Raw genomic sequence first — 26654 nt, 5'->3', positions numbered from 1 at the left:
GTTCGATCTGCTGCGGGCGCTGGCTTCTCACGCCGGACGGGTGATCTCCCGCGAGCGGCTCATGGAGCTGGCCCGCGGCTCGGCCGAGGAGGCGTTCGACCGCTCGATCGACGGCCACGTCTCGCGCCTGCGGCACAAGCTGGGGGACAGCCCTCGGCACCCTCGCCTCCTCAAGACGGTTCGGGGGGCAGGCTACGTGCTGGTGGCGGAGGATGGGGCGTGAGGCGCGGCCTCTTCTGGAAGGTCTACCTCCCCGGGATCTTCCTCCTGGTCGCGGTCACCGTCTTCGTCACGGCGGCCGGCGCCATCATCAGCCACGGCGTTCGGGGCGGGACCCCGATCCCGCACCTCCTCCATTTCGGCCTGGTGTTCGGGTTCGTCCTCGTGTTCCTGGCCCTCGGCTCGATCCCCCTCGTGCGGCAGATCACCTCGCCGCTCGAGAGGCTGACCCGCACCGTCGTGAGGTTCGGAAGCGGCGACCTCACGGCCCGCGTCGGGTTGGATCGCGGCGACGAGGTCGAGAGGTTGGCCCGGGCCTTCGACGACATGGCGGAGCGGATCGAGCGGCTGGTCCGATCGGAGAAGGAGTTCCTGGCCAACGTGTCCCACGAGCTTCGGACTCCCCTGGCCCGGGTCCGGGTGGCGCTGGAGATCGCCAGCGAAGGGGACGAGGCGAAGGCGCGGGCGTGCCTGACGGAGATCGCCGCCGACCTCGAGGAGCTGGAGCGCCTCGTGGGGGACGTGCTGACCGCGGCACGGCTCGACCTTTCCCGGGGGCGCGCCGGACACGAGATGGCCGCCCTGCGGCGGGTGCCGGTTCTCGGGGGCGACATCGTGGAGCAGGCCGCGGCCCGCTTCAGGAGCCTCCACCCCGACCGGACCCTCTCGGTCGAGATCGTGGGCGCGCTCCCCGGGATCCTGGCCGACCCCGCCCTGCTGCGGCGCGCCGTCGACAACCTCCTCGACAACGCCTGCGCGTACTCCGACGCCGACCGGCCGGTCGTCCTGGCGGCCCGGGCCGAGGGCGCCACCCTCACGATCGAGGTCCGCGACCGGGGCATCGGGATCGCGCCCGAGGACCAGGCCCGCCTGTTCACCCCCTTCTTCCGCGCGGACCGTAGCCGGGCCCGGAACACCGGCGGCGTCGGCCTGGGCCTGGCCCGCGAGATCGTGGAGGCGCACGGGGGAACGATCGCCGCAGAGAGCGCGCCGGGAGAAGGGGCGACGTTCCGGATCCGGATAGGGTCGACCTGACTCGCCGCGGATCAGCGTCGCCGCCACGTCCTTCGCGCCTCGGTCGTCGCCGCAGTAGACCGAGCTCGGCCGGTGGGCCCCGCGCCTCGCGTCGAAGACGCCGAACAGCACCTCACCACGATCCCGATCCGAGAATGCCGATTCGCAATGGGCCGGCCCTGATCCTCCTTCATCGGGCTCGGTATTGCTCGTCGCTGACCTTCTCCAGCCAGTCCACGGTCCTCCCATCGAGCCGTTCCTGGATGGCGAAGTGCGTCATGGCGGTGGTGGCCGTGGCGCCGTGCCAGTGCTTTTCTCCCGGCGGGAACCAGATCACGTCACCCGGCCGAATCTCTTCGATCGGCCCTCCCCACCGCTGCGCGAGCCCGCAGCCGGCCGTCACGATCAGCGTCTGGCCGAGCGGGTGAGTGTGCCATGCGGTTCGAGCGCCGGGCTCGAACGTGACGCTCGCGCCGACGACGCGTGCGGGATCCGGCGCCTGGAACAGGGGATCGACGCGTACTGCGCCGGTGAAGTACTCGGCCGGCCCTTCGCCGGAGGGTCGTGAACCGCTTCGCTCGATGTCCATGGTGACTCCTTCAGCGACCGGTCATTCGCTCCAAGTGCTCAGGATACCGAGCTCCGTGCACCGTGACCCGTGAGGCCGCGTCGTCGATCTCCCTGAGATCGTCGGACGTGAGCTCGATGGCCGTGGCTCCGATGTTCTCCTCGAGCCGGTGCCGCTTGGTGGTGCCCGGGATCGGGACGATCCACGGCTTCTGGGCCAGCAGCCATGCGAGCGCGATCTGGGCGGGTGTCGCCCCCTTCCGCTTCGCGATCCCGCCCAGCAGGCCGACCAGGGCCAGGTTCGCCTTCCGATTCTCGGCCGTGAAGCGCGGGACGATGTTGCGGAAGTCGGAGCCGTCGAACGTCGTGCTCTCGTCGATCTTTCCCGTGAGAAAGCCCTTGCCCAGCGGGCTGAACGGAACGAAGCCGATTCCCAGCTCTTCGAGCGTCGGCAACACTTCCGCTTCGGGTTGTCTCCACCACAGCGAGTACTCGCTCTGGACCGCGGTCACGGGCTGGACCGCGTGCGCGCGACGGATCGTCTGCACGCCGGCCTCGGAAAGCCCGAAGTGCTTGACCTTGCCCTCTTGAATCAGGTCCTTCACCGCTCCCGCGACGTCCTCGATGGGAACATCCGGGTCGACGCGGTGTTGATAGAACAGGTCGATCGCATCGATCCCGAGCCGCCCGAGCGAGGCCTCGGCGACCTCCTTGACGTGCGCCGGCCGGCTGTCCAGGCCCCGCTGCCCGCCGGATTCGGACTTGAACCCGAACTTGGTCGCGATCACCACTCGATCGCGGAACGGGGCGAGCGCTTCGCCCACGAGCTCTTCATTGGTGAACGGGCCGTAGGCTTCGGCGGTGTCGAAGAACGTCACGCTGCGCTCGACGGCCGCGCGAATCAGCGAGATCATCTCCTGCTTGTCCGCCGCCGGGCCGTAGCCGAAGCTCATCCCCATGCAGCCGAGCCCCATCGCGGACACTTCGAGGTCGCTCGTTCCGAGTTTTCGCTTTTCCATGGATTCTCGTCCTCCAATCCCATGGTAGCCCCTCATGCTCGATCCGAGTAGTCGATGGAATCGACAAGGGTTTGTGGGCACAGGTCACAAATGGTCCGAGACGAGATCGGCGTCCTGCCCGCGTTCCTCGCTGTAGGTTACTAGGTTTGCGGGTGGCGACCGTTTTCTTCGAGGGTGGGGTCACCCAAGTGGAACACCTGACGGATTCCGGTGCAGAGGATGAAATGCGCCAGAGTCGTCAGGCTTCCGAAGTACGTGCGGCGATGAGTCGCTTGTTCCAACCTATAATAGGGGTCGCGCTTCATCAGACAAGGAAACCGCGCTTGGCGCTGCCGGCGGGAAAACGGCTGGGTCCCTACGAGATCGTTGCGCTGCTCGGCTCGGGCGGCATGGGTGAGGTCTATCGGGCCCGGGATTCGCGCCTCGACCGGACCGTGGCGCTGAAGGTCCTGCCGGAAGCGGTCTTCGAAGACGACGCGCGAAAGACTCGCTTCGAGCGGGAAGCGAAGGCGCTGGCGGCACTCTCTCATCCCAACATTCTCTCGATCTTCGATTTCGGAACGCAAGATGGGATTTCGTACGCCGTCATGGAACTCCTGGAGGGCGAGACGCTTCGCGAGAAGCTCGATGAAGGGCCGATCCCCCTTGCGCAGGCCGTGGACTACTCCCTACAGGCTGCCAGAGGTCTCTCCGCCGCCCACCAGAAAGGCGTAATTCACAGAGATCTGAAACCCGAGAACCTCTTCGTAACCAACGGCGGCCACCTCAAGATTCTCGACTTCGGCCTGGCGAAACGAGTTGATGTCGTTCCCCCGGGTGACGAGACAAAGGCGACGACGGTTTCCCGCCACACCGAGCCGGGGACGGTGATGGGGACCGCAAGCTACATGTCGCCCGAGCAAGTTCGCGGCTTGCCGCTCGACGCCCGCTCGGACATCTTTGCGTTCGGCGCCATCTTCTACGAGATGTTGACCGGGCGAAGGGCCTTTGAGGGCGCGACCTCGGCCGACACGGTGAGCGATATCCTCAAGGAAGACCCGCCCCGACTCTCGCGGGACGGGGCTGAGTTTCCCTCGGCGCTCGAGCGGGTGGTCCGGCACTGCCTCGCAAAGAACCGCGAGGGCCGGTTCGAGTCGGCGAGCGAACTCGCATTCGCCTTGCACGCAGCCGGAGACGTTTCGATTCCGCCCGAGACTTCCGGAACCTTCCCCCGACCGCGCCCCCCCCGGATCCCTGCGTGGTTGCTCGCCCTGGTCGGCGCCTTCACGCTCTTGACGGTCCTCCTCGTTGGCGACGTCGGCGGACTCCGGCGGCGCCTGTCCTGGGGCGGCAGGACCTCGCGAATTGAGTCGCTCGCGGTGTTGCCGCTGACCAACCTCTCGGGCGATCCGCTCCAGGAGTACTTCGCGGATGGCATGACGGAGGAGTTGATCACGGCGCTGGCGAATGTCTCGGCGTTGCGTGTGACGTCTCGGACTTCCGTGATTCGCTACAAGAGTTCGTCCAAGTCGCTGCCCGAGATCGCGAAGGAGTTAGGAGTCGATGCCATCGTCGAGGGCTCGGTGATGCGCAGCGGTTCACAGGTGAAGATAACGGCCCAGCTCATCGATGCCGGCAGGGATCGACACTTGTGGGCGGATTCGTTCCAGCGCGAATTGAAAGACGTCCTGGCGCTTCAAGGCGAGGTCGCTCGGGCGATCGCCAGCGAGATCGGGGTCCGGCTGACGGCGCAGGAGCGGTTACGACTGGTTGAAAAGAAGACCGTCAATCCGGAAGCCTACGAGGCGTACCTGAGGGGCCAGTATCACCTGTTCCGACGCACGGCGACCGACGCAACCAAGAGCCTCGAGTACTTTCAGCAGGCCGTCGAGAAGCAACCGGACTATGCGCTGGCCTACGCGGGCATCGCGGAGGCCTACGAAACGGCAGCGGGATCAGTCCAAGGCGCGCTCTCGCCGAAGGAAGCCTTCCCCAGAGCGAAGGCGGCCGCGATGCGGGCCGTGGAGCTCGACTCGACACTCGGCGAGCCCCATGCCGTCTTGGGCTGGAGCAGCTTTGTCTTCGACCGTGACTGGATGACTGCCGAGAGCCAGTTCCAACAAGCGCTGCGGCTGAACCCGAATTACGCGATCGCTCATGAGAACTATGCGATGTTCCTGTCGAGAATGGGTCGGTTCGAAGAAGCCATCGGCCAGCTGAAACGATCCCACGAGCTCGATCCCCTCTCGCTCAACGGCAACACAATGATGGGAATCGCCCTCGGCCTCGCGCGGCGCGACGACGAGGCCTTCCCATGGTTCCGCCGCGTGCTCGACATGGATTCCAACTTCCTCCGGGCGCACTTTGGACTGGGGCTCGCCCTCCTTCATCAGAGAAAGTACGACGAGGCCATCACGGAGCTTCAAAGGGCGGTCGAGTTGTCAGGGGGCGGTGCCTCGCAACTCGGGGTCCTCGGATACGGCTACGCCGTCGCCAACCGCCGGGGCGAGGCGCTCGAGATCGTCGAGAAACTGGTGGTGGGATCGAGGGAGCACTACGTGCCCCCCACGGTGGTGGCCGTCGTCTTCTGCGGCCTGGGGGACAAGGACCAGGCAATCGCATGGCTCGAGAAAGGCAACGAAGAGCGGGATCCCTGGCTGACTGGCCTCAAGGTGGACCCCCTCTTCGACTCTCTCCGGTCGGACCCGCGATTCCTCGATCTCCTCCGTCGTGTGGGGCTGAATTGACCCGACTCTCCTCAGGCGGCCGAGCGGAACTCGCGGCGCGCGAGGCTTCTGGCAGGGACCATACTTTTCTCCTCCCGCGGAGTCCTGATTCGCCTATCTCTTGTAACTCGCCGAGAGGTTGGATAGCCGTGATGGAGACGCTGATGCGGATTGCACGTTCGGACGGACCGTGACCGACTCCGGCGCCGAATGGGTGGGCCGAACCCTTTCTCACTACCGGGTTCTCGAGAAACTCGGGCAAGGAGGAATGGGTGTGGTCTACAAGGCCGAGGATCTGGAGCTCGGCCGCCTCGTGGTGCTGAAGGTCCTGCCGGAGGATCTGGCTCGCGACGCACGGGCGCTGGAACGCTTCAGGAGGGAGGCACGGGCCATCTCGTCGCTCAACCACCCCAACATCTGCACGCTTTACGAGATCGGCCGGCACGATGAGCTCTCCTTCCTGGTCATGGAGTTCCTGGACGGAACCACGCTGACGCGCCGCATGGCGGGGCGACCGCTCGACAATGAGACCCTCATCTCGCTGGCTGCCGAGCTGGCCGACGCGCTCGACGCCGCCCACGCCAAGGGGATCATCCATCGCGACATCCAGCCGGCGAACATCTTCGTCACCGCGCGCGGCCACGCGAAGATCCTCGATTTCGGCTTGGCGAAGGTCGATCCGCTCCGCGGTGTCCCCTCGGGGTCCGACCCTGCCGCCGCGCCGACGGCCGAGATCGATGGCCCGCTCACCGCCTTCGGAAGGGTGATGGGCACCGTGTCGCACATGTCACCGGAGCAGGTGCGCGCGTTGCCGCTCGACCCACGGACGGATCTCTTCTCGCTCGGCGTCGTGCTCTACGAGATGGCGACCGGCCAGCTGCCGTTTCGCGGGGATGCCCTGGCGACGGTGTGGGACGCCATTCTCAACCACGTGCCCACGCCGCCGGTGCGGTTGAACCCCGGCCTGCCGGCCGAGCTGGAGCGCATCATCCACAAGTGCCTGGAGAAGGACCGCACCCTGCGTTACCAGCACGCGGCGGACCTCCGCGCCGACCTCGAGCGGCTCGACCGCGATTCGCGGTCGACTCCGCGGGCGGCCGCGGCCCCTCGCCGCGCTCGGACGCGCTTCGCCCGGCTCGGGACGACGATCGCCCTGGCGGCGGCGGTGTTGGCCGTCCTCGCCGCCGTGCGACTCCTTCCCCGGCGCACGCCCCGGCTGACGAGCAAGGACACGATCGTCCTCGCCGATTTCACGAACACCACCGGCGACCCGGTGTTCGACGAGACGCTTCGCCAGGGCCTGGCGGTGGAGCTCCGACAGTCCCCGTTTCTCAGCCTCGTCTCCGAGGACCGGATCCAGCAGCTGCTGCGGCTGATGAGCCGGCCGCCCGATGCGCGGCTGACGCCCGACGTCGCCAAGGAGATCTGCGAGCGGACGGCGAGCGCCGCCGTGCTGACCGGTTCGATCGACTCGCTCGGCAGCGAGTACGTGATCGGGTTACGGGCGAAGAGCTGCCGCGATGGAAGCACGCTCGACGAGGAGCAGGCGCAGGCCGCGCGCAAGGAAGACGTGCTCGACGCGCTGAGCCGGATCGCCCGCACGTTCCGGACCCGGGTCGGTGAATCGCTGACCACCGTCACGCAGCACTCGACACCGCTCGAGGACGCCACGACACCGTCGCTCGAGGCCTTGAAGGCCTACAGCGCGGGCGTGAGGACCACGTACGCGCGCGGGTCGGCCGCCGGTGTGCCCTTCCTCGAGCGCGCCCTCGAGATCGATCCACGATTCGCGATGGCGCACGCGTTCCTGAGCCGCCAGTACGGCGACACCGGCGAGTCCGTCCTGTCCGCGGACCACGCCCGCAAGGCTTACGAGCTGCGGGACCGCGCGAGCGATCGCGAGCGGTTCTTCATCACGTTCACGTACGAGCTGCAGGTGACCGGGAACCTCGAGAGGGCGCAACAATCCGCGGAGCTGTGGGCGCAAACCTACCCTCGGGACCCCAACCCCGACGGACTGGTGTCGGGGTATGTCTACCAGGGTTCCGGCCAGTTCGATAAGTCGATCGAGGCCGCGACGAAGGCGATCGGGATCGATCCGGACTTCGTCTTCGGGTACGCCAATCTCGCCTGGGGCTCCCTGTACGCCGACCGACTGAACGACGCAGCGGAAACGCTCCGGCGGGCGGCCGGACGCGGGCTGGAGATCTCGGAGCTCCTGCTCGCGCGGTATTGCCTCGCGTTCCTCAACGGAGACGCCGCCGGACTGGACCGGGAGATGGCGCGGAGCCAGAGTGTCGAAGGGGCGAAGGACTGGATCTACCACGCCCAGGCTTTCGCGCTCGCCGAGACCGGGCACCTACGATTCGCCAGAGCCATGTCACGGCATGCGGTCGCCCTGGCCCGGGAAACGGCTCCCGAACGTGCGGCAACGTACGAAGCTGGCGCGGCGGTGATGGAGGCCCTGTTCGGCAATTCGGTCGAAGCCGACCGGATCGTCGACGCGGCGCTCTCGATCTCCAAGGCCAGGGACGTGGAGTACGGCGCCGCCTTCGCGTTGGCCGTGTCGGGGGACGCGTCCCGGTCCGAGGCGCTCGCGAGCGACATCGAGCGGCGGTTCCCGGACGATTCGACGGTCCGGTTCAATTACCTCCCCACGCTTCTCGGCTTGTCCGCGTTGAGCCACGGGAAGCCCGCCGAGGCGATCGAGCGGCTCCAGGCCACCGGGCCGTACGAGATGGCGGTGCCGGCAAGCAGCTTCACCGCGTTCTTCGGAACGCTCTATCCGGCCTACGTGCGGGGCGCGGCCGATCTCGCGGCCCATCGCGGCGCCGAGGCTGCCGCGGAATTCAAGAAGATCCTCGACCACCGCGGGCGCGTCGTCTTCGATCCCATCGGCGTGATCGCCCGCGTGCAGCTCGGTCGGGCCCTCGCTTTGGCGGGAGATGCGCCTCGGGCCAAGGCGGCCTACCGAGATTTCCTCGAGCTGTGGAAGGACGCCGATGCAGAGATCCCGATCCTCCAACAAGCCAAGGCCGAGTACGCCCGGCTACGTTAGGCCGTCCTCCGTCGATGGATCGTGAAGGGTGCCGGAGGCAGGGCTCGAACGTGCATTCCCCTGCGAGAAGGGGATCTTCGGAGGTTGAGGAAAAGGCGGCGAGTCGGCTCCTTGTCGATTCGTCGCCTCTTCTCACTACGAGGGTCATGGGATCCGACCGTATTCCACGAGCGTGATGGACACCCAGGTGGACAACGTGAGGCCACGTCGTCATGTCCAGACGCCACGGCGAACGGGCCCTCGGCGGTCGAGCCTCTTTTCGAGAGCCGTCGCGGACCGGCGGCCGGTTGACAGGTCCGAGGATTAGCGCCCGCCGCGCTTCTCGAGCTGCGCGCGCCAGTTCTGCACCAGCACCATGCGCCGGGTCGCGCCGCCGGCGCGCCCCGCGGGGCGGACGAACAGGAAGCGCCGACCGTCCGCGGTGACGTCGAACCGGTCCGAATCCGACAGGTCGAGCTCGAGATCGCCACCCAGATCGAAGAGGCGGGTGACCTCTCCGATCGGCGGGTCCTGCGCGGAATCGACCCTCACGGAGTCCATCGTGCGGCGCGAGGGACCGCTCCCCGCGATGAAGAACAACTCGCCGCTGTCGCGCGCCCATCGCGGCGTGCGCCCTCCTTCGGTGCCGACCTGCCACTGCCCGACGCCGTCGGGGAACCGGGTGAGGAACACGTCGACGGCTTGCCCGGGGTCATTCGTCACGTACGCGAGCAGCCTGCCGTCCGGCGAGATGCTCGCGTCCTGGATGTCGGGCTCGGGCTCCAACCTGAGGTAAGGTCTCAACCTGCCCAGGCTTCCGTCGGGGAGCACGGGTCCGACCCTAAGGCGCCCTATCCCGCGCTCGTCCACGATCCGAACCGCCCACTTCCCGTCGGGCGCGACACCGAAGCTCCTGGCCGCGGCCCCCATGCCGACCGCGGGCGCGAACTCCCGCTGCCCGCCCGACCCGTCCGCGTTCACCGCGATGACCCGACCCTCGAGGTTCTTCACGCGGGTGTAGGCGAGACGCGACGACGACCCGAGCCACTCGGGCCGCCCCTCGAAATCGTCGCCGAACGTGAGCCGGGTCTCGGCCCCCCGGGCCAGGTCGCGAACCCAGACATCGGTGTTTCCGCCGTCCTTGGCGCTGAACGCCGCGCGGCGGCCGTCCGGGGACAGCGTGGCACCGGCGAGCCCGGCGTGGCCGGGACCCACGGCCTCGATGACCTTGCCGGAGCGGTCCACCCAGACCAGCTCGCGACGCTCGTCGCCCGTCGATCCCTCGACGTAGAGGAGGGAGCCGTCCTCCGAAACGCTCGCCGATACGGCATCGGGCGCCACCAACACGGGTGTCCCATCGACGCGATGCCGCGTCATGTCGAACGGCACGGCCCAGAGTCCGGGGTTCGCCCCCCGGCGGAGGAACAGGAACTCGCCGGTCGGCGCCACGATCGCCGAGGCCTCGTCGTTGCCGAGGTCGCCTTCCACCGGGACTTGTCGCTTGCCGTCGAAGACGGTGACGTCGACCCGCCGCCCGGCCGAGCCGCCCCGGTCCGAGTTCCAGTGCGTGACGTAGAGGAGATCTCCGTTCGAAAGCCACGACGGAGCGTGGAAATCGATCGTCGTGGCGGGGTCGATGTCGACCGCGACCTGGGCGACGCCCCCGCCGGCGGCCACGGTGCAGAGCCCTCCGCGCCAGACGGCGAAGGCGATCACGTTGGAACGCGACCAGGCGGCGCCGATGATGTTCCCCGTCCCGGGGATTTCGCAGATCGCGGTCGGCCTGCCCCCCTCGACCGGGACCCTAAAGAGCTTCCTGGCATCGGCGAACACGAGCGCGCGGGAATCCGGAGACCATCCGATCGGCGTGGACGACGAGACGTCGGCGACCGCGCGGGGCGAAAGCTCCGTCAGATCGCGGATCCAGATCCGGTTCTTCGAGAGGTAGGCGATCCGCCCGCCGTCGGGAGAGAGCACCGGACCATGGCTCCAGTCGACGGCCACGTCGTTCGCGGACAAGTCGAGCCTGCGCAGCGGCGGAGACGCGGTGGAGTGGCCGAGCCTCAGCGTCGCGACCACGGCGATCGTCGCCAACGCCAGCGCCCCGGCCACCGCCGCCCACCACGGAACCCCTCTTGGACGGGCGGCCGGAGCCGCTTCCGGCGTCGCTTCGCCGGGAAGCGTCAGCGCGATCCGCGCTTCGCCGATGTCCCGCAGCCGTTCCTTCGCGCCCTTCTGCAGGCAGCGCGCGAGGAGCGCCCGGACTCCCGTCGGGATCCCGGCAGGCAAGCGGCTCCAGTCCGGCTCGGTCTGCAGGATCCTGGCGATGAGATCCGAAACGGTTTCTCCCTCGAAGAGCTGCCTCCCGGTCAGGCACTCGTAGAGGACGCAGCCGAACGCCCAGATGTCGGTCCTCTTGTCCACGGGCTTGCCGCGGGCCTGCTCGGGGCTCATGTAGGCGGCGGTCCCCAGGATGATGCCTGCCGCCGTTCCGGCGGAGGTCACCGTCGGAAAGACGGTCGGCGTCGACGAGGCATCGCGCGACGCCGCCTCCCCGGCGATCGCCTTGGCCAGCCCGAAGTCGAGCACCTTGACGCCGCCGTCCGGAGAGACCTTCACGTTGGCCGGCTTCAGGTCGCGATGGACGATCCCCTGGTCGTGGGCGTACTCGAGCGCCTCCGCGATCCGTCGCGCGAGGGGCAGAGCCTCGTCGACCGGTATCGCGCCCCGCGAGAGGCGCTGCGAGAGATCCTCCCCCTCGACCATCTCCATGGCCAGGAAGCGCACGCCCTCGGCCTCGTGAAGACCGTAGATGGCGGCGATGCCGGGATGATTCAGAGAGGCCAGCACCTTGGCCTCGCGCTCGAAGCGCGCCATCCGCGCTGGATCGGCGGAGAAGACGGGAGGGAGCAGCTTGATGGCGACGTCCCGTCCGAGCGCCGTGTCGACGGCACGCCAGACTTCCCCCATCCCGCCTTCGCCGATCTTCTCGACGAGGCGATAGTGCAGTAGCGCCAGTCCCGGGCTCGGCGACATCTCTCCTCCGCCGGACGAGCCGGACCATTCTACGGCGAAGTCCATCCCATTCCCGAAATACCTCCGCCATGGCCCGAGGTGCCGGAGGCAGGGCTCGAACCTGCACGGCCCGATTGCCAGGGGATCCTAAGGCGTTCGGAAAACGGCGACGAATCAAGGTGTTCCCAATTCGTCGCCCTTTCCCGCTTACGAGGAGTACGAGGAGGGTCGTACAGTCCGAGGGTTAGGGTGACCCTGATGGACACCCGGATTCCAACACGTGACCGGAAGCCGATCGGAAGCGGAGAGGACTCATGGCGCGGCGACCCGCTGGACCCTCAGCGGTCTTCCGGAAGTTCCTCGCGACGGAGGAGGCGGTGCCCTTCGAACACCGTCAGCACTTCGATCTCCTTCGAACCGCGGCGGTAGACGATCCGGTAGTCGCCCACGAGGAGCTCGCGAAGGCCACTGCCGGGAATCTCAGGCAGCTTCCGTCCGCGATCCGGATTGCGGGCGAGCGCCTCGCCGCGATCGATGAGCCTGTCGACGAGCCGAGACGCCGCTTCGGGATCGTCTCTGCCGACGAACGCCTCGATCTCCGCCAAGCGTGCCCACGCCTGCTCGGTCCAAAGGACTCTCAACGTCGGCCGTGTTCGGCCCGCCACGCGCGAAGTCGCTTGCGGAGCTCCGCCGTGTCGATGACTCTCCCGGCCTCGGCGTCCGCGAGTCCGGCCGCAACCGATTCCAGAAATCGCTGCCTCTCCTGGATCAGGTCGAATTCCCTCGGGGAAAGGAGCACGCCGGCCGGTCGGCCATTCTGCGTGATCACCATCGGCTCCCCGGACTCCCCTAGGCGCTTGAGCAGTTTCGCGGCCTGGGCTTTGAACTCGCCGAGAGGCACGATCCCGTCGGACACTTGGACCTCTTTCACGGCTCACCTCCAAATCGAGTACGGACAGAATATAGACCGAATACGGACCGTTATCAAACTCGGCAGCTCGAGTCGCACGCGAGGGCCCTACCGGACCGACTCGCGACGGACGCGCAGCGAGGCGCCCCGTCGCAGACCCAAACATGGGTGGACCCTCCCCGAGACGAAACGCCTCGCCGGGCCACGTCGAGGAAGTCCCCGCGTCATCGGAATCTCGCCGGCATCCGTGGCCGACCTGTTCGCCGCCGCACGCATGCTCCGCAGTGTTGCCCCCTGGAAGGTTGCAAGCGACCAGCAACGCTCTTTGCAATTGCGGGAGCGGTGAAAAGTACAAGAGGTGCCATCTGAAGGAGGATCGATCTCGGAAATAGAGGAAGCCGTCGAGAAGAAATGGTGCCGGAGCCGGGGCTCGAACCCGGACTCCCCTCCGGGAAGGAGATTTCAGGCGCTGAGAATCGGGGCGACGGATCAACGTCTTGTTGATCCGTTGCCTTTTCTCATTATGAGGATTGCGGGGAGCGACCGTATTTTACGAGCGTTATGGACACCCAGGTGGACACCTGAGTCGAGCGGAATCGTGAGGAGTATCTCGCGGGGTGCCTTGGGTCAATCGCCGAAGTTCGGGACTAGAATCTGCCGCACCGTATAAGCACCGCCAATTTCCTCGAAGACCAGCACGCCCGTGTTTCGAGTGGCGACGACAATCGCCTTGTCACTCGAGATCACGATTCCCTGAGGCGCGCTCCCCACGATGACGGTGAAGCCCCTTGAGCTGTTGCGGTATTCAATTCTGAGATTCGCATCGAGAACGGTCTTCAGGCCGGAATCGTCGACGTCGCAGGCGTCGCCGTGGGCGGAAATTTCGTACACGGACTCGTCGAGCCACAAGAACCGGAACCTGATCTCGCTTGTGCAGCCGCTCACGCTCAACACCGGCGGATCGATCGTCGTGCCGCCGCTCTCCTCGTTCGTCGTCGACGACGTCAACGGCAACCCGATCACCACCATCACCGGCGGATCGAGTGCTATCACGAACGCGACGCTGTCGGGCCCGGCGCCGTTCGGCGAGCGTCCCACGGGTGCTGGAGGCGCGGTTCGACGGCTTCCGCGACGATCCGAGCTTCGCGGAGCTGAGGCGCACCGTGGGGTTGTAGGGACGAATGGTAGACGCGAGATCGTGGTGGGGGCGGGCGTTCGAGGTCCTGAGGTCGGAAGATCCCGACGCGGCGTCGCCTCGAGAGAGCAGGCGTTCGTCGGCGGACACCGACCGGCGGAGGATCAGCCCCCCATCGAACGTCCCACGATCTCGCGTCCAACATGGATTGTTCCCAGTCACGCACTACGGGCAGGTCGCGCTCTCGCGCGGCGCACCCGGCGCGCCACGCACCCCCTCGAAGCCGTACGGCCCGGGTCCGCAGAGGTTCTCGCCGCGCACCAGGTACCAGAACGCGCCGCCGGGCGTGGGGAGCTCCGGGTCCGTCAGCGTGCCGGCCGGGAGTTCGTTCGCTAGGCACAGCTCGTCGCCGCCCCCCGGGCCCACGGAAAGCCCGCGCACGAGCCCGCGCAGGACGCCGGAGGAGGCGGCCCCGGCCGCGATGCTCCACGTGACCACGGCGTCCGAGCCGCTTCGCGACACCCGGACGCTGTCGTCCACCTCGGCGGGAAGAGGAACGGGCGCGCTCAGGCACGCTGCCGCCGTGGCGGCGGCAGTCACCTGGAGCGCGAAGATGTCGGAGTCGACGCCGCTGCGATCGTCAGCCCACGTCACGATCGCGCCGGCCCCTCCGGTGGCGACGATCTCCGGGCCCCCTTGCTGGCTGGGGAGGATGCACAAGGCGAGGCCGGTGGCGGGATACACCGGATCCAACGACCCCGTGGCCAGAACGTGCTGGGCAAACACGTCGTTGTTCTCCAGCCATGAGACGATCGCTCCGCCCGAGCCGTCCGTCGCGATCGATTCGTGCACCTGGGCGGCGGTGGCGGAGCAGACGGGACTACCGGACTCGAGCCAGGCGGCCGAGGCCGGGCTCGGAGCTACGGAAAGGACGGCTATCGCGAGCGGGACGGTGACGAAGGCGACTCGGGAAACGGTACGCATCGTGGGAACCTTCCGTACTGGCCGCAAGGGACCGTGAAACGCGGTACATGCTCGGTCGAGGCGGCGGTGGGCGCTCCCTCAGCTCGTCGTGGCGTGTGCCACGTGCTGGTCCATCCGGAACCGGGCGGTCAAGTCGTACTTCGCCTTGACCGCGGCGAGCCGGTCGTGGTTAAGGGCCGTAGGCGCCGGAGCGGACGCGCTGGCCTTCACGTCGAAGCGAAGACGAGCGACCGAGAACGAGCACCGGACGGTCGCGCCGTCCGGTGCTCGCGAAGTTCTATTGCCCAGGGCCTAATTGCCCTCGTTTGAGTCGGCACCGGGCGTGCTGTAGAAGAAGTAGTCCGCCGTGTAAGGCACGAACGCCTTCTTGCCGACGTCCGTCGAGAGAGAGCACCCGGTCAAAGGCGCGACCCCTCCCGAGGTGTTCAACCGCTGGACGAACTTGCTCGCCGTCAGCGTGTCGCCTCCGGTGGGTCCGTCTTGGGCTCCAACCACGTTGAGCCGGAGCCAAGGAACCGCACCCGTCGCGACAAAGGCGGGATCGGTAGACGTGGTGTCAGGCGTCGCGGCGGCCCAAACGACGCTCGTGTCTCGGGAGTGCTGCCATGTGGCGCGAATCGTGCCGTTCTCACTCGGGTTGGGACTGAAGAAGTGGGTGATGATCTGCCTATCGTTGTCGCTGAACAGGGTGGCCTCCGGCGTGAAGAGTGTCCAGGCGAAGCCAGAGCCTGAGGGCAGGCAGATGTAGTTCTGGGTGCCGGCGCCGTGACCCTCCAGGAACGCCTTGGCTCGGGCATCCTCGGCGCTCCCTGGCGGTACCTCAATGCCGGCGGGCACGCGTGGCTGTGTGATTTGGCCGGCGTGGGCGGGCTGCGGCAGCAAGGCCGCGAAAGCCACGACGAGAGCAGTGGAGCACACGATGGGCAGGATGCGGCGTGCGGTCCGATTCTCCGGTGCATTGCAGTTCTTCATACCCTTCTCCTCTCGCGCATTGTGCGCGGGTCTTTAGGCTGACATTCGAACGTCCGTGAAGCCGAATTCCATGCGCTCGCCCTCCAGCAAGTCGGCCCCCTGCGCGGCGAACTGCCCCTGGAGAATCAGGACCGCCCGGTGCCTTCACGTTCCACGCGCAGAATGCGAAGCGCACTCGTCCGATATCGCAATGACCGTGCCGGAACGACTCCCACGCGATGCCTCGGCTGTAATCGTCTCAGCGGAGGGAGGTTGGTCGGCGGGAGCGGCGGGGGAGTTTCGATCGCGGGGCGCCGGCGCTGCCAGCCGGTTGGCGGAATGCCAATGCTCCGGGATCAGATGGGCCGCACGATGCCGAACCTCTTCATCCGCGCCTCGAGCGTGATCCGTTCGAGGCCGAGGACGCTCGCGGCCCCACGATCGGCTCGGTCCGTACCGCCCTAGAGCCGAAGCCCGATCTGCCGACCGACCCGAGCGACGTCCGCGCGTTCATCGACGTCTTCACCGACATCGACCCGCTGTTCGTGATCAACAACGAGAGCGGGTGGTACGCGGGCTGGATGATCCACGACCTCAGGGTCGCACCCGTCGGTCCGCCACGCCGCCTATCGGCGCGACTGGCTGGGGGTCTGACCCCCGTTCAGGAGACACGCAGAGTCTGTCTTCCCCGGTCGCGCCCCATGCACCGCATCGTGCGGGCCGACGCGGAATAGAGGGTCGTTTACGCGCTGTTGGTGCCGGAGGTGGGATTCGAACCCACATGCCCCGGCGGGCCGAGGATTTCAAGGCAGTGAGGAAAGGGCGGCGAATAGAGGCTTTCTCAATTCGTCGCCCATTCCCGTTTACGTGGAGTACGAGGAGGGTCGTACAGTCCGAGGGTTATGGTGACCCGGGTGGACACCTGTTCTCGGCGTCCAGACCCGGTTCGTGCCGCACGTTCAGCACTTCGGCATCGCGCGACTGGAAGTGTAGATACATTCCGTATATATTCTCCGGGCGGAGGGAACCGGCAATGGCGGACCGAGCGAAGCTCTTCAAGAGCGGAGGCAGCCAAGCAGTGCGGTTGCCCCGAGACTACCGTTTCGAGGATCAGGATGAGGTCACGATCTACCGACAGGGGAACAGGATCATCCTCGAGGGTGCCCGCCGACGGTGGCAGAAGGAGTTCCTGGAACTGGCCGGTGCCGCGAAGGACTTCCCCTACCCTGATGAGCCCCCCGCCGCTGAGGCCGGCCCGGACTTCGGATAGATGAAGTACTTGCTCGATACCAATGCCTGGGTCGACTACCTCACCGGACGTTTCCCGACCGTTGTCGCACGCATTCAGAAATCCGCGCCCGATGACCTCTGCCTCAGTTCGGTCGTGATGGCTGAGCTACGCTATGGGGCCGAGAAGAGCCGGCGCAAGAAATTCAACCATGACTTGCTCGATACACTCGCACGCGAGGTCCGGTGTGTAGACTTCGACCTGGACGGAGCCCGGACCTACGGGGAGCTGCGCACCAGACTCGAAAAACGCGGCACTCCCATCGGTCCGTACGACATGATGATCGCCGCCCACGCGCTTTCTCTCGGCCTGACTGTGGTCACCGACAACGAGCACGAGTTCCGACGCGTCAGGTCCCTGCCAGTTGAGAATTGGCGCGATCGGCGGGATTGACGCGCTTCGGATCCCTATCTCCCCATGGGGTGCAGCCCCTCTTGCGAAGGAGCCCTCGCTTGGCTGTCCCCAGGAGATCGGCTGGGCCCCTACGAAATCGTCGCGCCGCTCGGCGCCGGCGGCATGGGTGAGGTGTATCGCGCGACCGACAGCAATCTCAAGCGGTCGGTCGCGATCAAGGTCCTCCCCGCCTCGGTGGCCGGCGACGCGGGTCGGCTCCGGTTCGCTTTGCTCCACATCGTATCGATCGCCCGCGTGTTCGCCTGCCCAATCCGCCGCCGAGAACCTGCATGGCGACTCGCTTCTCCCGGATCGCATCCAGGGGACTTTTTGACTGTTGGTGCCGGAGGCGGGACTCGAACCCGGACTCCCCTGCGGGAAGGGGATTTTAGGAGGTTGAGGAAAGGGCGGCGAATCAACGTTTTGTTGATTCGTTGCCCTTTCCCGTTTACGAGGATTACGAGGAGGGTCGTACAGTCCGAGGGTTATGGTGACCCAGATGGAGACCTGATTTGGCGGGCCCCGGCGGACGGTGAAGCCGCGAGACCGGTTATGGCAAACTGCGGACGATTCTCAATGGCAAAGGGTGAGGAGAGATCCATGGACAGCAGACCGTCGGAGGATGACCTCCTATGGCGTATCACGATCGACCCCAAGATCTTCGCTGGCAAGCCGATCATTCGAGGACGTCGCCTCGCCGTCGAGCACATTCTCGGGATGCTCGCCGCCGGGGACGAGCTTGAGACGATCCTGGTCGGATATCCGTGGTTGGAACGCGAAGACATCCAGGCTTGCCTTGTCTACGCCCGACGGCTCGTGGCACATGAGGGTGTGGAGCCTGCCCTCGGCGGGAGTTCAGCATGAAAGAAGAAGAGGGCCTCGGATGGTGAACAAGCCTGAGAGGGTTGACTCTCCGCACGAGCGCGTCCAGGATTCCAAACTCGTCGAAGACGCGCTGGCAAGAGGGGTGGGCGAGGCGCTGCGCCGCCACAAGCTTGCGGGGAACCCCGTCCCGAGATTGCGCGACGGCCGCGTGAGGTGGCTCTCTCCCGAAGAGATCCCCGACCTCACGGTTTCCACGGGGAAGTGGTGAAGTCGATGCCGAAAGTTCGCTCCACCCCTCAAGAACGCCGGACGAAAGTGCCTTCCCAGCCCCCTCCCGGGAGCGGGCGCCGAGAATGGGTTGGAGGTCGATTCTCCGCTCCCTTCCACATCACCGAGGGGGAGCCGTACCGGCCCACCCTTGTGGCGTGGATCGAAGCACCGGACGGCCTCGTCGTCGGCTACCACTTGTGCGACCCATCCGAAGAGCGCGGGGCCTTGGGCCGATCCCTCGCCGAGGCCATGCGACATCCGCTGGTCGGCCCAGTCAGGCGCCCATCGCGAATTCGCGTCTCCGACTCCGAACTCGCCGCCGAGGTCAAGGCCATCGTCGGGGATCTCATTCCCGTGACGGTCGGCGCGACTCCCGAGTTGAACGAGCTCGTGGATGCGATGTTCGGGACGTTCACGAGGGGCGCCGGACTCGACACCGGTGGGGATGGTGATTGTGAGGAGGAGAGCTACTTCGAGAACGGTCGAGTCTCGGCGGTAACCGTTGCGGACCTCTTCGCCGCCGCACGCTTGCTCCGCCACGTTGCCCCGTGGCAGGTCGCGAGCGATCAGCAGGTGCTACGACTCGATATTCCCGAGCTCGGCGTCGAGGGCGCCTGCGTGTCGATCATAGGAGCACTCGGCCAGAATCTCGGGGTACTGATCTTCCCCTCGCTGTCCGGCTTCGATGCATTCTTGAAGGCAGCGTCGCGTCGCCGACCGAAGTCACGTCGCATCGATCTCGGCACGTCCTGGCTGTCCTTCGCCCTCGTGCCGGGTTCAGAGCTGCCGGCGTCGATGCGTCGCGAGGTCGCCGATCACGGCTGGCCCGTGGCGGATGAGATGTCGTATCCGCAGGTCGAGCACCGGGATCCGGACGGGCTCCTGCGGCCCCTGACGGACCGAGACGTCCGCATCGCCTCCGCCTGCGCCACATCACTGTCCGCTTTCTTCGTCGCGAACCGCGAGGCTTTCGAGGCCGATGGAGGCGAACCGATCTGTCAGTCATTCACCGACGATCGAGGCCGGCTCGTCCGATTCACCTTCCCCTACGAGGCATTCCCGCTGTTCGCCGTCGGTACCGATCCGCAACCACCGAGCCCGGGCTCCCCTCGGGCGACCTTGCGCCGCAACGATCCCTGCCACTGCGGCAGTGGAAGAAAGTACAAGCAGTGCCACCTGGACACGGACCGACCTACGAAGCAGGGTTCGGGCGAGGCCTCACGAGGTTGAGCGGCTGGTGTCGACCCGGTCCGGCGCTGGTCCCGCGCCTTTTCACGTCAAGTGCTGCGCGAGGAATCTCCGGGGAGATACGACTTCGATCCCCTGGTAGCCGGAAGTACGGAGCAGTGCTCGATCGCCGGTGACGACGTACTGGGCCCGGGCCCCGAGCGCGCACGCGAGGAACTTGACGTCGTCCCGGTCCTCACAGGCATCGTCAGGCAGTCCCACGGGTAGCACGAGAAGCGCGTGCAGTGCGATCCGATCGAGCACGACCGCGACATCGACCTGCGGGAACTTCTCGCCAATTCGGGTCGCCGTCCCTCGGTACTCGGCGAGGATCTCCGCTGAGACAGCAAGTTCGAACTTGTCCTCAAGCCAGGCAGATAGGATCCGAGAGGGCGGTCCCGAGAAGAAGATCGCAGAGATCAAGACGTTCGTGTCGAGTACGACCCTCACCGCCCGCGCCGAACGCGGCGAACCGCCTCCCGGACATCCGCAGGCTTGATTCCAGCGCGACGAGCCTGCAAACGAACCCTGCCTAGCATCGCGCGCAATTCACTCTTCGCTGGAATTGCGATCCGCTTCAGGACGACGGTATCGCCATCACCCATCACGACGAACTGCGCTCCGACCTCCAGGCCGAGCGCCTTGCGGACATCTTCCGGGATCACTACCTGCCCTTTCGAGGACATTCGCGTCGTAGCAACCGTTGCCATGTCACCGACCCTCCGTCTTACCGGTAAGAATCTACCGCAGCGCGGACCCTTTCGCAATGGACGAAGAAGCACCAGCAGGTGTCCTTCCAGACGGAATCGCGGTTCGGCGGTCGGAATGGACGCCCAGATGGACATCTGACGTAGGTCGCCGCGCGGCCCAAGTCACCGCAAGTCGCTGAAGACAAACGGTGCCGGAGCCGGGACTCGAACCCGGACTCCCCTGCGGGAAGGGGATTTTAAGCCAGGAAAAGACGCACGAACGAGCCGACGGCAGCCGAAGAGAACCAAAAGGGACGCGGGATTTTGAGCCTGGCTCTTGCTTCGTTTTGTACCGCGTCGGCTCTGGTTCGAGCACAAAACGAGCACAAGCTGTCGCGCGCGCTCGGCCGGGAGATGGCTGGGCACGGTTTCGCGATCCTCCGCAGGCCGCTAGCGCGGTCACGCCGTGAACGGGTGCGCATAGAGTTGGGGCCCGGCCCCTGGTTGACCACTATCGCCTCGATAGCGTAGAGAATCGCGGGTTTCGCGAGGGCGAGGAGCCCAACTCCTAATCTAGTTCCGCGGTACCGCATCCGAGCGACGTCGGACTTCGCGAAATCGCGCCCTCAACCAGAACTCTCGCGACCGTCTGCGAGGGAATCGATCGAGAGCCGATAGGGGGACGGTACGCGGCACTAGGCAGTAAGCTTTTCTATAGCAACACTTTAGGAACACCCATACCGAAGAACCGGCGTGCGCTTCATTCATGTTGACAAATCGTCCGCTTCGCACCATCCTTTCTAGGCGACTAGGGATGGAGACGCGTCGCGCCTCCTGTGGGACCTGTGGGTCCCACCCTAGACGCTTTTTTTTTCCCCGCGCCATGGGCTTCCGGAGGGTGAGTGTACATCCTGTACGTCGACGAATCCGGCGTCGAGGACCTTCGCTCTGGCACCACTCACTTCGTCCTCCTCGGTCTGGTGATTCCAGGGGACCAGTGGAAGCGCCTCGACGACATCCTCGATCGGATCAAGGCCAGATACGACTTGAGCGGCGTCGAGATCCATACGGGTTGGATGTGCCGGCGCTATTCCGAACAGGAATCCATCATCGATTTTGAGAAACTCGACCGTACTGCCCGGCGCGCGGCGGTGGAAGAGGCGATTCGTCGGCGGGCTGGGGTCCTCGGCGTTCGGGGCGATCGGAACAAGATCAAGAGCTACCGACGCGAGAGTCAGACAATTCGTCCTTACATCCATCTCACGCGCGAGGAGCGGCTCGGGTGCCTGGAGGCGCTTGCAAAGGAACTGGCGACTTGGGGAACCGTCAGAATTTTCGCGGAGGCCATCAGCAAGCCCGATTTCGTCCCCGGTAGCCTCACTCCGTACGAGCTTGCCTTCGAACAAGTCTTGACCCGATACCAAGCGTTTCTCGATGGAATGCGAATGCGTGGAATCGTGGTGCACGACAACAACACCACCGCAGCTCCACGGCTAACGAGGCTGTCCCGCAAGTTCCATCGTTTCGGCACGTTTTACCGTCAAATCGAGAACATCGTCGAGACTCCATTGTTCGTCGACAGCTCCTTGACGAGCATGATCCAAATGGCGGATCTCTGCGCCTACGCTCTTAGACGGTTCATCGAAAATAACGAGACGCTCCTTTGGGACGTCGTTGAGTCGCGGGTCGAGCAACAGAACGGCGTCAACGTGGGACTTCGGCACTACACCGGGAAGCGACCCTGCATGTGCCGGCTCTGCGTCGCTCACGGGCGACGTTGATTCCACCGTGGGTTCAGACGCACTTAGCTATTCGCGCTCGGTTTCTATCGTTTTGGCGAGCAACGCTCGACTCCAAGAGCAACGACCGGGATCCTATGACGGAAGAGTCCAATCGATGTCATCGAACGACAGTTGGTAGCCCGACTTCCGAAACACCCTCGCGAATTTCTGCTTGAATTGTTCCATGTTGCCGCAGAGCTTCATCACGGCTATCACCCGCTGCAGCTGGTTGTTTACTTGCTCTTTTCCGAAATCGCGCAAGAGCTGATGGTGGTTCATCTTATAGTGCGGATTGGGGTTCATCTCGCGCAGTTTTTTCCCGACATCCCTGTCGATGGCATCGTAGACGAACGCCATCACGTACTTGCCCCAGCGGAGGGGTCTGGAACGCGGAGAGTAGTGAACCCCCTCCATCCGAGCTAGTTCCAGCCAGAATTCCTCGGGGAACATTCGGGCCCATTCCTGTAGCTCATCGGCGATGAACGCCTGGAGTTTGACTTGCAGCGCGCGTTGCGAGCGCACCTTTTCGTAGCCGGTGGCCTCGTCGATTAGGGCGATGATCCCGACCTTCGCGCAGGCCCTCAAGATGATCTCGGCCTGCCTCGCGAGCCGAAGTTGCCCGCCTTTCAGAAGCCCCGCTTCCCGGGCCTCGGAGTAGAGCGAACAGATCTCGACTAGTGTTGTCGCCTCATAACCGTGGGCTGTCTGGGGGACGCCTGGAACCCTGAAAGGTATCGCTTCTGGTCCCCCGGGTAACTCTTTGGCAACTAAAGGGTTGCGCTCGAGATACCTCCCCAAATTGCTAGTATCGGTCCCCCCGGTAAGTACTCGAACAAACTCCCGCTGCGTGAAAACCCGGCGGAGATCATGGAGCACGTGAACTTCGACCTCGTTATTTCCGAGCGTAAGTTTTCCGCGGAACATCGAGTGCGGAAGATCCGACCGGCCCGTGGCAGGCGTTAATCCTGGAGAAGTCTCGGCCGCGCTCGTCTTGGGTGGCTCGTACGCCTCCCCCTTGGCCTTCTTCCACCTCGCGGCCACCGCGGCGCCCGCTATCTCCTTCCGCTCCTGCGGGGTCAGAACGTTTGCTCTGGCGCGGCCACCCTTGGAAGCGCCGAGCTTCGACAGTTCCTTGGCCTGCTCATGCACGGGCGAGTGCGTGTTATCGGTCATAGGGTTTCCTCCCTGCGACTACGATATTCTTGCCCGAGCATGAAGTCAATACTTGCCCGAGCAACAAAGTCTGCAGGCGTGCGGGAGAATCCGATCGACAGCGACACGAGGGGTCCCCGAGGTGACCATTGGGCTTCTGCAAAGCGGCCTTGTCTCGCCCCGGATGGTCCAACTCCTCGGGGGCTGTCACAGCATCATGGGACGCTGGCGTTCCATCCGTTCGCGTTCCCCGCCCCACGCTTCGCCCGTCCCGGGTAGAGCCAAGTCCGCCAATCCTGGCCTTGACTTCCTCCCCCACCGAGGGACCCTGTCCGTGGAGGTCCCCCATGCCCCACCTCGCCCCTCATACCCTGACCGCCGCCGAGCTGGAAGCAATCCTGCCGTGGCCACCAATCATGACGGGGCCGAGCCCGGTCACCGATTGGACGCTAAGGGCGATCGTGGCGAGGCCGGAGTGGCAGGCGCAGTTGGCTTTGTGGAGCGCATCCGCCGCCCGAGTAGGCACCTGAGGACGGGGCTGCCCGATGCGCCTAAAGCCACCGCCGGACCCTTCTTCGGTACGCCTCGTAGGCGTCGCCGAAGCGTCCGGCAAGTGCCTTCTCCTCCGGCACGATGATCAACACCGTCACCAGCCAGTGGAATGCCGGCACCACGACGAATGGAACGACGCTCCCAAGGCCGAGGCCCAGCCCCAGCAGCACGAGGTCCAATCCGAGGTACATCGGATTGCGGCTGAGCCGAAACATCCCGGTCGCTACGAGCGCCGACGATTCCCCGAGCGGCTTGACCGTCGTGTGGGCCCGCTTGAACTGCTGAGCCGCGACGATCGCCACGACCAGCCCCAGCATCGCTGGCAGCGCTCCGGCGAGACGCCAAGAGCCAGACAGGAATTGGCCGACGGGCAGGAGCCAGTAAAGCACCACCATCGCAATGATGGCGGCCAAGAAGAACAGCGGCGGCACGAGGCAGAGGCTTCGTTTCGTCGCCGGCGCCATCATACGGAAGCGATCATACCGCGAACCGCGCGAGAAGGAGTCTGCGTATGCCCCACCTCGCCCCGCCTACCCTCACTGCCACCGAGCAGCGGGCGATCCTGCGGGTCACGGCCGGCAACATCCGCGACCGAGTGCCGGCCGACGACGCGCGCCGGAGGAATTTCCGTAGGCTGGGTGTAGACTGAAGCGCTACGAAATATTGTCGGGAGCAACAATTGGCAACGGACGGTCATCCTCCTTGGGATGCACGGTATGCCGCCCTCGGCCGGACCCAGGCGCGCTACCTATGGATTCTCCTGGCCCTGAGCGTCTTCTTCCTCGCCTTGGACGCACAAGCCCTGGCCAGTCAGTGGCCTATCGCTCTCGGACGTTCCCGGTTTGCACACGATCCGGACGTGGTCACGATTCCCTTTCTTCAACTACCGATCAGTTCCGGCGTCGTGCGAATGTTCGGACCGTTGATCCTCGTGGTTCTTCTCCGCGCAACGCTGGGCACTCTGGCCGCTGCTAAGACCGCCCTCTCGCGGATCGGCCCCGATGACGGAGATTCCTCGATCGAGGCGTACGATCATCACCCGAACGTCATCGATATGGCGGTCTACCTCTCTGACACCGCCAAGCCCAAGCGCCTGGCGTACTCCCTCGCCGCGGTCTCGTATCCCCTTTACCTGTCCTTGCACGCCGCAGTGGCCGCCTACCTTTCGTACTCGGTTGTAGTCAACACGTCGTGCCCGGATGCAACCCGCTTGATCCTCGTTTGGTCCACCCAGGTTCTGGCATTGGGATTCGCCATTCCAACCTGCGTTGGGCTCTTCGGGTTCTGGCGAGGTCGCCTGCTGAAGGTGTCGCATTACTGGAGGAAAGCCTCGGCTGCACAGCGGGAGGGTCAGCGGTGAACGCGAAGATCCTGCTGACGACGGGCGAATACGCGCACCCGCGCGACGAGGCCATGAGTACGCGACTGAACCTCTTGAACTGCTGAACTAGTTGAGCAGGCACCCTCAGGGGAGCGCGCAACCCAACTGGAGTAAGCTCTTTGGCGACCCGTGGACGTGCACCTGTTCGTAACCTCACGCAGAGGAGCCTCGAGAATGGTCGCCGTCGCGCGGACTACGTATTTCCTCGGCGCAGGTGCGACCAAAGCCGATTTTCCTCAAGCCCCTCTTGGCGATGAATTACTTCACGCCATCCTGGTGGGTGAACACGCGGATTCTTTGCTCCAGAATCTCTTAGCCAGCATCTTCGACGAAAGCGCCGTGACTAGAGATACCCCATCCGAACGCCGCCCCCGGCTGGATGACATCTTCACGCTCGTGGATGCTTACCTCGCCGGTCGTGCGCCTTCCCCGGGTACGTTCCGGCACGAGGACCTGGTTGCCGTGCGGAAGGGACTTGTCGCGTCGATCGGAAGGGTCATCGCGGAGTCGCTACCCTCACCGTCCGGCCCGATCGCTGATCGTTTTGCGGCTCACGTGGACGACGGGAGGTCCGTCATCATTTCGACGAACTACGACATCGTGATGGACAATGCCCTCTTCCAGAATCGGAATATCAACTACGGGGTTCCAGTACGCTCCGCTATAGACTCGATCGGCGGGCGACCGAATGGCGAATTTCGCGAAGAAGACGCCCACTACTTCGTTCCGATCTATGCTCATGAGCTTGTCGGTTACGGAAAGACACCATTGCTCAAACTGCACGGCTCGCTAAACTGGCTCTATTGCCCGCGTTGCGACGAGCTCGACGTGACCCTCCGCGCGAAGGGTGCTCTATTCGCGGTTGACCGGCCCGAATTCGGTAGGTGTTCTCGTGAAGATTGCACGTCACGATACGAGCCGGTCTTGGTCGGACCAAGCCTCGAGCAGCGGTACGATAACCGTATTCTCCGTGCCACTTGGCTCCGAGCGGAGCGCGAGCTCCAGGCCTCCAGTCGTCTCGTGATCATCGGCTACTCCTTGCCAGAAGCCGACTACCTAATACGAGCGATGTTCGCCAGAACGTTCGCCGAGCACAGTCGTTTCGTGACGGTTGTCAACTGGCGCGATGAAAGGACGCCGTCCAATGACACCAGCCTCGAACGGCGCTATCGACGTCTATTCCCGCACTGTACGATTGTTTGGGACGGCTTCGAGGGCTTTCTCGATTCGGCCCACGGCGATGTCCCCGACTAAGTCCGCTGCCACCCACGACCTGTTCCTGGCGTAGAGGCTCGCCCGGCACCGAGCCCGCCAGAGGAGGTCGTATTTGCGTTGCGTCCTGGCAACGCCGAACTGCCCACTCCGTCCCCTACCCGTCCCGTCGCAAGCAGCTAGGCGGTAAGATCGGGCGCGCGAAGGAATGCTGCCTCGCACGGGGCGTCGACAGGGGGTTGCAAATGGCCAAATCGGAGCGTTCGGGTCGAATCGACTACCCGCAGGAGGGGTTCTCGGTTACCTGGGACGAGAACGGGCTGAGCGT

General features: G+C 65.3%; 24 protein-coding genes and 1 pseudogene. 13 read left to right on the top strand and 12 right to left on the bottom strand.

Going from position 1 to position 26654, the window contains the following annotated elements; translation table 11 throughout:
• Positions 1–223 (top strand): helix-turn-helix domain-containing protein (locus LAO51_12945; protein ID MBZ5639645.1); only part of this gene is annotated, 223 nt, incomplete at its 5' end.
• The gene (locus LAO51_12940) at positions 220–1254 is read left to right on the top strand and encodes a HAMP domain-containing protein (GenBank protein MBZ5639644.1); all 1035 of its coding nucleotides are present in this window, start codon (positions 220–222) and stop codon (positions 1252–1254) included. The genes LAO51_12945 and LAO51_12940, both read left to right, overlap by 4 nt.
• Before the next feature lie 169 nt (positions 1255–1423).
• On the opposite strand, the gene LAO51_12935 is transcribed toward LAO51_12940, so the two are convergent.
• The gene (locus LAO51_12935) at positions 1424–1822 is read right to left on the bottom strand and encodes a cupin domain-containing protein (protein ID MBZ5639643.1); all 399 of its coding nucleotides are present in this window, start codon (positions 1820–1822) and stop codon (positions 1424–1426) included.
• Between the two features lie 10 nt (positions 1823–1832).
• Positions 1833–2819: an aldo/keto reductase gene (locus LAO51_12930; GenBank protein MBZ5639642.1), complete on the bottom strand. Its 987-nt coding sequence runs from the start codon at positions 2817–2819 to the stop codon at positions 1833–1835.
• A gap of 152 nt (positions 2820–2971) precedes the next feature.
• Between LAO51_12930 and LAO51_12925 the strand changes: the two genes are divergently transcribed.
• A complete protein-coding gene (locus LAO51_12925; GenBank protein ID MBZ5639641.1) occupies positions 2972–5545 on the top strand; it encodes a protein kinase in 2574 nt (857 codons plus the stop codon).
• Between the two features lie 253 nt (positions 5546–5798).
• A complete protein-coding gene (locus LAO51_12920) occupies positions 5799–8582 on the top strand; it encodes a protein kinase (protein ID MBZ5639640.1) in 2784 nt (927 codons plus the stop codon).
• Between the two features lie 303 nt (positions 8583–8885).
• Here LAO51_12920 and LAO51_12915 read toward each other — a convergent pair whose 3' ends face one another.
• The 3 genes from LAO51_12915 to LAO51_12905 form a co-directional block, all read right to left on the bottom strand.
• Positions 8886–11597 carry a serine/threonine-protein kinase gene (locus LAO51_12915; protein ID MBZ5639639.1) on the bottom strand — a complete coding sequence of 904 codons (2712 nt, stop codon included), beginning with the start codon at positions 11595–11597 and terminating at the stop codon, positions 8886–8888.
• 317 nt (positions 11598–11914) lie between these two features.
• Positions 11915–12217, bottom strand: coding sequence for a type II toxin-antitoxin system RelE/ParE family toxin (locus LAO51_12910; protein MBZ5639638.1), 303 nt, complete (start codon positions 12215–12217; stop codon positions 11915–11917).
• Positions 12214–12507 (bottom strand): type II toxin-antitoxin system Phd/YefM family antitoxin, encoded by a 294-nt coding sequence (locus tag LAO51_12905; protein ID MBZ5639637.1) that lies wholly within the window; start codon positions 12505–12507, stop codon positions 12214–12216. The genes LAO51_12910 and LAO51_12905 overlap by 4 nt, the downstream gene beginning before the upstream one ends.
• A gap of 281 nt (positions 12508–12788) precedes the next feature.
• Between LAO51_12905 and LAO51_12900 the strand changes: the two genes are divergently transcribed.
• On the top strand, positions 12789–12878 hold the full coding sequence (locus tag LAO51_12900; GenBank protein MBZ5639636.1) for an SEC-C domain-containing protein: 90 nt from the start codon (positions 12789–12791) through the stop codon (positions 12876–12878).
• A 235-nt stretch (positions 12879–13113) separates the two neighbouring features.
• Here LAO51_12900 and LAO51_12895 read toward each other — a convergent pair whose 3' ends face one another.
• The 3 genes from LAO51_12895 to LAO51_12885 all read right to left on the bottom strand — a co-directional run bounded on the left by LAO51_12895 (position 13114) and on the right by LAO51_12885 (position 15577).
• Positions 13114–13584, bottom strand: a complete 471-nt coding sequence (locus LAO51_12895; protein ID MBZ5639635.1) for a hypothetical protein — start codon at positions 13582–13584, stop codon at positions 13114–13116.
• Between the two features lie 262 nt (positions 13585–13846).
• Positions 13847–14605: a hypothetical protein gene (locus LAO51_12890; protein MBZ5639634.1), complete on the bottom strand. Its 759-nt coding sequence runs from the start codon at positions 14603–14605 to the stop codon at positions 13847–13849.
• A gap of 291 nt (positions 14606–14896) precedes the next feature.
• Positions 14897–15577, bottom strand: coding sequence for a DUF3455 domain-containing protein (locus LAO51_12885; protein ID MBZ5639633.1), 681 nt, complete (start codon positions 15575–15577; stop codon positions 14897–14899).
• 1012 nt (positions 15578–16589) lie between these two features.
• Between LAO51_12885 and vapB the strand changes: the two genes are divergently transcribed.
• The 5 genes from vapB (at position 16590) to LAO51_12860 (ending at position 19562) form a co-directional block, all read left to right on the top strand.
• A complete protein-coding gene (vapB, locus tag LAO51_12880) occupies positions 16590–16826 on the top strand; it encodes a type II toxin-antitoxin system VapB family antitoxin (protein ID MBZ5639632.1) in 237 nt (78 codons plus the stop codon).
• Entirely contained in the window at positions 16827–17237 is a 411-nt protein-coding gene (locus LAO51_12875) for a type II toxin-antitoxin system VapC family toxin (protein ID MBZ5639631.1), read from the top strand.
• Positions 17238–17837: 600 nt separating this feature from the next.
• Complete coding sequence (locus LAO51_12870; protein MBZ5639630.1) at positions 17838–18101, top strand: DUF433 domain-containing protein; 264 nt, start codon at positions 17838–17840, stop codon at positions 18099–18101.
• A 19-nt stretch (positions 18102–18120) separates the two neighbouring features.
• Positions 18121–18330, top strand: coding sequence for a hypothetical protein (locus LAO51_12865; GenBank protein MBZ5639629.1), 210 nt, complete (start codon positions 18121–18123; stop codon positions 18328–18330).
• Between the two features lie 356 nt (positions 18331–18686).
• Positions 18687–19562 carry an SEC-C domain-containing protein gene (locus LAO51_12860; GenBank protein MBZ5639628.1) on the top strand — a complete coding sequence of 292 codons (876 nt, stop codon included), beginning with the start codon at positions 18687–18689 and terminating at the stop codon, positions 19560–19562.
• A gap of 42 nt (positions 19563–19604) precedes the next feature.
• Here LAO51_12860 and LAO51_12855 read toward each other — a convergent pair whose 3' ends face one another.
• Together LAO51_12855 and LAO51_12850 are read right to left on the bottom strand one after the other, a co-directional pair.
• Positions 19605–20009 (bottom strand): putative toxin-antitoxin system toxin component, PIN family, encoded by a 405-nt coding sequence (locus LAO51_12855; GenBank protein ID MBZ5639627.1) that lies wholly within the window; start codon positions 20007–20009, stop codon positions 19605–19607.
• On the bottom strand, positions 20006–20269 hold the full coding sequence (locus LAO51_12850) for an AbrB/MazE/SpoVT family DNA-binding domain-containing protein (GenBank protein ID MBZ5639626.1): 264 nt from the start codon (positions 20267–20269) through the stop codon (positions 20006–20008). Before LAO51_12850 ends, LAO51_12855 begins: the two co-directional genes overlap by 4 nt.
• 881 nt (positions 20270–21150) lie before the next feature.
• Between LAO51_12850 and LAO51_12845 the strand changes: the two genes are divergently transcribed.
• Positions 21151–22029: a DUF3800 domain-containing protein gene (locus LAO51_12845; protein MBZ5639625.1), complete on the top strand. Its 879-nt coding sequence runs from the start codon at positions 21151–21153 to the stop codon at positions 22027–22029.
• A 93-nt stretch (positions 22030–22122) separates the two neighbouring features.
• Here the strand turns inward: LAO51_12845 and LAO51_12840 are convergent, their stop codons facing one another.
• Positions 22123–23202 carry a P63C domain-containing protein gene (locus LAO51_12840; GenBank protein MBZ5639624.1) on the bottom strand — a complete coding sequence of 360 codons (1080 nt, stop codon included), beginning with the start codon at positions 23200–23202 and terminating at the stop codon, positions 22123–22125.
• A 530-nt stretch (positions 23203–23732) separates the two neighbouring features.
• Positions 23733–24218: pseudogene (locus tag LAO51_12835) on the bottom strand (isoprenylcysteine carboxylmethyltransferase family protein).
• Positions 24219–24412: 194 nt separating this feature from the next.
• Here LAO51_12835 and LAO51_12830 point away from each other — a divergent pair.
• Positions 24413–25093: a hypothetical protein gene (locus LAO51_12830; GenBank protein MBZ5639623.1), complete on the top strand. Its 681-nt coding sequence runs from the start codon at positions 24413–24415 to the stop codon at positions 25091–25093.
• Between the two features lie 195 nt (positions 25094–25288).
• Positions 25289–26368 carry a hypothetical protein gene (locus tag LAO51_12825; protein MBZ5639622.1) on the top strand — a complete coding sequence of 360 codons (1080 nt, stop codon included), beginning with the start codon at positions 25289–25291 and terminating at the stop codon, positions 26366–26368.
• The last annotated feature ends 286 nt before the right edge of the window (positions 26369–26654 follow it).

It is taken from the genome of Terriglobia bacterium (assembly GCA_020073205.1).
In the GTDB taxonomy this organism is placed as follows: Bacteria; Acidobacteriota; Polarisedimenticolia; order Polarisedimenticolales; family JAIQFR01; genus JAIQFR01.
This window is presented reverse-complemented; position numbering and strand designations above follow the sequence as displayed.

What these genes read in the sequence shown, in the direction of transcription:
- LAO51_12935 (MBZ5639643.1), bottom strand. Translation starts at nt 1,822, where the DNA reads ATGGACATCGAGCGAAGCGGTTCACGACCCTCCGGCGAAGGGCCGGCC.
- LAO51_12930 (MBZ5639642.1), bottom strand. Translation starts at nt 2,819, where the DNA reads ATGGAAAAGCGAAAACTCGGAACGAGCGACCTCGAAGTGTCCGCGATG.
- LAO51_12915 (MBZ5639639.1), bottom strand. Translation starts at nt 11,597, where the DNA reads ATGTCGCCGAGCCCGGGACTGGCGCTACTGCACTATCGCCTCGTCGAG.
- LAO51_12890 (MBZ5639634.1), bottom strand. Translation starts at nt 14,605, where the DNA reads ATGCGTACCGTTTCCCGAGTCGCCTTCGTCACCGTCCCGCTCGCGATA.
- LAO51_12885 (MBZ5639633.1), bottom strand. Translation starts at nt 15,577, where the DNA reads ATGAAGAACTGCAATGCACCGGAGAATCGGACCGCACGCCGCATCCTG.
- vapB (MBZ5639632.1), top strand. Translation starts at nt 16,590, where the DNA reads ATGGCGGACCGAGCGAAGCTCTTCAAGAGCGGAGGCAGCCAAGCAGTG.
- LAO51_12875 (MBZ5639631.1), top strand. Translation starts at nt 16,827, where the DNA reads ATGAAGTACTTGCTCGATACCAATGCCTGGGTCGACTACCTCACCGGA.
- LAO51_12870 (MBZ5639630.1), top strand. Translation starts at nt 17,838, where the DNA reads ATGGACAGCAGACCGTCGGAGGATGACCTCCTATGGCGTATCACGATC.
- LAO51_12865 (MBZ5639629.1), top strand. Translation starts at nt 18,121, where the DNA reads ATGGTGAACAAGCCTGAGAGGGTTGACTCTCCGCACGAGCGCGTCCAG.
- LAO51_12850 (MBZ5639626.1), bottom strand. Translation starts at nt 20,269, where the DNA reads ATGGCAACGGTTGCTACGACGCGAATGTCCTCGAAAGGGCAGGTAGTG.
- LAO51_12840 (MBZ5639624.1), bottom strand. Translation starts at nt 23,202, where the DNA reads ATGACCGATAACACGCACTCGCCCGTGCATGAGCAGGCCAAGGAACTG.
- LAO51_12825 (MBZ5639622.1), top strand. Translation starts at nt 25,289, where the DNA reads ATGGTCGCCGTCGCGCGGACTACGTATTTCCTCGGCGCAGGTGCGACC.